The sequence below is a fragment of the Arthrobacter sp. genome (genome assembly GCF_030540645.1).
Taxonomy (GTDB): Bacteria; Actinomycetota; Actinomycetes; order Actinomycetales; family Micrococcaceae; genus Specibacter.
In genome coordinates, this window is sequence record NZ_JAUNVV010000098.1 from 8,549 (window position 1) to 12,438 (window position 3,890).

At 65.2% G+C, this 3,890-nt stretch carries 4 protein-coding genes; all 4 read right to left on the reverse strand.

Going from position 1 to position 3,890, the window contains the following annotated elements:
• Positions 1–19: 19 nt before the first annotated feature.
• Positions 20–211, reverse strand: a complete 192-nt coding sequence (locus Q4P21_RS14450; protein ID WP_303389439.1) for a DUF2273 domain-containing protein — start codon at positions 209–211, stop codon at positions 20–22.
• Complete coding sequence (locus tag Q4P21_RS14455; protein ID WP_303389442.1) at positions 208–684, reverse strand: Asp23/Gls24 family envelope stress response protein; 477 nt, start codon at positions 682–684, stop codon at positions 208–210. Before Q4P21_RS14455 ends, Q4P21_RS14450 begins: the two co-directional genes overlap by 4 nt.
• A 186-nt stretch (positions 685–870) precedes the next feature.
• Positions 871–1,176 carry a hypothetical protein gene (locus Q4P21_RS14460; RefSeq protein WP_303389440.1) on the reverse strand — a complete coding sequence of 102 codons (306 nt, stop codon included), beginning with the start codon at positions 1,174–1,176 and terminating at the stop codon, positions 871–873.
• Positions 1,177–1,233: 57 nt separating this feature from the next.
• Positions 1,234–3,890: phosphoenolpyruvate carboxylase (ppc, locus tag Q4P21_RS14465; protein WP_303389441.1), on the reverse strand; the 2,657-nt coding region annotated here is incomplete at its 5' end.

A 3,890-nucleotide genomic window follows, 5' to 3' on the forward strand; every position in this document is an offset into this window, starting at 1 on the left:
AACCCCAGCGTGCTGGCACTCATGACGAGGTGCGCTTGCCGCTGAAAGCGGCCAACACGCCGCGCACATCGAGCCTGCCGTCAATACTCCTGCCCACCAAGGCCCCCACAGCCATGAACAGGGCCACCAACAGCATCGCCCAGAAACCGAAAGCCAGGGCCGAGATCGCCAGGACGGCCCCTACAGCCGTTCCGGTGAGGGTGGCGTTCATGAGACGCGGGCTTCACGCTGGCCGGGCAGTGGTTCGACGTCGATCCGCTTGTGCTGCTGCGCGGGCTTCTCGTCGGCGTCGTCCGAGGCAATGTGAATGTCGGTGATGGATACGTTGACCTCTGTGACCTCCATGCCCACCACGTCTTCCACAGCTGCGTAGATGGCGTCACGAACCGCGTCGGCAACCTTCTGCAGCGGGTGCGGGTATTCCACCACCAGTGTCACGTCAACGGCCACCTGGGTCTGGCCCACTTCAACACTGACACCCTGGGTGAGGTCCTTTTGGCCCACGGCTTCGCGGATGCTCCCCAACGCACGGGCGGCTCCGCCTCCGAGGGCGTACACGCCCGGGATGTCCTGGGCGGCGATGCCGGCCACCTTGGCAACCACACCGTCGGCCACTGTGGTGGTGCCGCGGCCGGTGGAACCCTGCTTGACGGCTGCGTTGCTGGCGGCCGTTTGACTCTTGATCTGAGGCTGAGTTGTCAAAGTAATCACTCCCGAAAGTCTTCGTGTAGCTGTTTCTCCACGCTCGGTGCCGGTTGGCGCCTACAAAGGTAAGGCGCAGTGGGAAGCAACTTCGTCACGATGATTTAGGTGTGATCCGCATCACATTTGAATGTGGGGCTGCAAAGACCCTGCCCTTGGCGGATACTGCTACACAGCCAGCCACTTTCCGGCGGAACGGCGGAACAGGCGCAGCACGCCAGAGACGGCCACAGTGTTCACGCCGTGGGCCATGGAAGCTGCAGCGTCGCGCGCCTGCTGGTTCTCGGCGTCGTACTCGCTGGCTTCAACCATGAAACGCACCGTGATTCGCGGTACGCCTGCCACAACATCGAGCTGGTTGGCCTCGACGACGTGGGCGGCACCCACAGTGAAAACGGCCATGTCCATGACTTCTTCAGGAGCGTGGCCGGGACGCAGCCCGGTGATTTGGATGGTGGCACGGAAGGAAGGCATTCCCCCAGCCTAAATGAAGGTTGCCGGAACTGGGGTCCGGCAACCTTCACGCGTTGCTTATCCCGTGTTGCGCAGGCCCGCGGCAACCCCGTTGATGGTGATCAGCATGGCCCGCTGCAGCCGCTCGTCCACGTCTGCCTTGGTGATGTCTGCTTCGCGGACTCGGCGCAGCAGCTCCACCTGGAGGTAGGAGATCGGGTCAAGGTACTGGTCGCGGACGTTCAGTGAGCGCTTGAGCAGCGGCTGGTTGTCCAGCAGCTCGGTTTCGCCCGTAAGCAACTGCAGCTCGGCCACGGTGAGGTCGTATTCGGCACGGATCGTGGCAAAAAGGTGGTGAAGCGGTTCCGGCACCAGGGTGCGCACGTAGTGGGCGGCGATGTCCATATCCGTCTTGGCCATCGTCATTTCCACGTTGGAGATGGTGGAGGAGAAGAAGTGCCAGTTTTCCAGCATTTCCTTCAGCTCGGCTTCGCGGCCTGCCTCGCGGGCGGCCTTCAGGCCGGAGCCCACGCCGAACCAGCCGGGCACGATCTGCCGCGACTGCGTCCAGCCGAACACCCACGGGATGGCGCGCAGGCCGCCCAGGCCCGAGCCGGAATCGGGGCGCTTGGACGGGCGTGAGCCAATGTTCAAGCTGCCCAGCTGTTCCACCGGGGTGGAGGCCAGGAAGTAGGCGGGCAGGTCCTCGTGGTCAATCAAAGTCCGGTAGGTGCCGAAGGCGGCGTCGGACATGATTTCCATGATGTCGCCGAAGCGACCCAGATCGTCTTCGGAGTGGCGCGGGGCCTGGTGCAGCGCCGAGCCCTGCATGACTGCGGCCAGTGAGAGTTCAAGGTTTTCGCGGGCCAGTTCCGGCAGGGAGTATTTGTCGGAGATGACCTCGCCCTGTTCGGTGAACTTGATGGCGCCTTCCAGGACGCCGTTGGGCTGGGCGAGGATGGCGTCGTAGGTGGGGCCGCCGCCGCGGCCCACGGATCCGCCGCGGCCGTGGAACATGCGCACGTTCACGCCGTGCTTGATGGCCACATCGCGAAGCTTGCGCTGGGTTTTGTGGATCTCCCACTGCGAAGTCAGCACGCCGGATTCCTTGTTGGAGTCCGAGTAGCCGAGCATGATTTCCTGCACGTCGCCGCGCAGGCGGACCAGCTCGCGGTAGGCCGGGTCGGAGAGCAGCTGGTCCACGATTTCCGCCGAAGCGCGCAGTTCATCAACCGTTTCCAGCAGCGGCGCAAAGCCGATCTTGGCGTAGCGGTTCTCCCCAGTGAGCTGGACCAGGCCTGCTTCGCGGGCCAGCACGGCCGGCGCCAGCACGTCGTCGGCGCCGCGCGTCATGGAGATGATGTATGTTTCGATGACATCCGGGCCGTACGTGCGCAAGGCGCGGCGCACCACACGGAAGACGTCGTACGTACCGTTGGCGGCGCCGTCGAGCTTGATCGGGTGGCCGGACAGGGGGCGCTGGCTGGCCAGTTCGGCGCTGAGCACGCCCATACGCTCTGCGCGGTCCAGCTCAGCGTAGGGCTTGCCCAGCTCGCCCACCCGGTCAATGAGCTGGCCGACGGCGTCGTGGTGGTAGTCGGCGTGTTCGCGGATGTCCAGGGTGGCAAGGTGCAGCCCGAAGGAGGCGATGGCGCGGCGCACCGACGCCAGGGCGCCGTCGGCCACCAAAGTGGCGGAGTTGTTGCGCAGCGAATCTTCCAGTAGCTGCAGGTCATCCAGCAGTTCAGCGGTGGTGCCGTAGTCGTAGCCGTGCTCGTGGTGGGAGTCGGCTGCGACCCTCTGCTGGGTGTTAGCCAGCTTGGCCTTGATGCAGGCCAGCTTCAGGCGGTAGGGCTCGTCGGCGTTCAGCTCAAGGAGGCGGGCGTCAAGGCCCGGCAGCTTGGCCATGTCCGTGGCGATGGAATCGGTCAGTGCGGCATCGGCACCGTACAGGGAGCTGGAGTTGGAGAGGACGCTCAGCAGCTCGTCGATGAGCACCGTGGCGATCTTGATCGCGTGCTGGTTCTGCAGCACCAGCACTTCGCGGGTCACGTCGGAAGTGACGTTGGGGTTGCCGTCGCGGTCGCCACCGATCCAGGAACCAAAGCGCAGCGGTGCCGCGTCCGAAGGCAGGCTCACGCCGTGGCCTGCCAGCAGCTCGCTGAGTTCGGTCAGCACCTCCGGCATGGCGTCGGTGAGGATGTTGCGCAGGTAGTAGATGGCGTTGCGGGCCTCGTCCATGGGAGTGGGACGGACCTTGCGGAGCTCATCGGTCTGCCACATCTGGTCGATGATTTCCGCCAGCTTGCGGTCCTGGCGGGCGCGGGCGGTGCTGCCCTCGGCCGACTCGGTGGAAAGGATGTCGGAGAGCTTGCGGACCTTGTCCAGCACGGAGCGCCGTGAGGCTTCGGTGGGGTGGGCGGTGAAGATGGGGCGGACGTCGAGGTCGTTGACAACGTCCTGCAGTGCGTCCTTGCCGGCCTTTTCGGCAATCTCGGCGACGGCCTTGGCCAGCCAGCCGTCCTGTTCGCTGCGGCTGCGCAGGCTGCGCACGCGGTGCACCTGCTCGGCGGCGTTGGCCAGGTGGAAGTAGAACGCGAAGGCGCGGACCAGATCCGTTGCCTGCTCCAGCGGCAGGGAGGCGAGAACTTCGCGGACCTGTTCTGCGACGTCGTTCGCGCTCCACGGGCCGGTGCCGGTTTCCCCGCGGGCGGCTTCCTTGGATTCCTTGGTCA

Excerpts from the sequence above, each read along its gene's own strand:
- Q4P21_RS14450 (WP_303389439.1), bottom strand. The coding sequence starts at position 211 with ATGAACGCCACCCTCACCGGAACGGCTGTAGGGGCCGTCCTGGCGATC.
- Q4P21_RS14460 (WP_303389440.1), bottom strand. The coding sequence starts at position 1,176 with ATGCCTTCCTTCCGTGCCACCATCCAAATCACCGGGCTGCGTCCCGGC.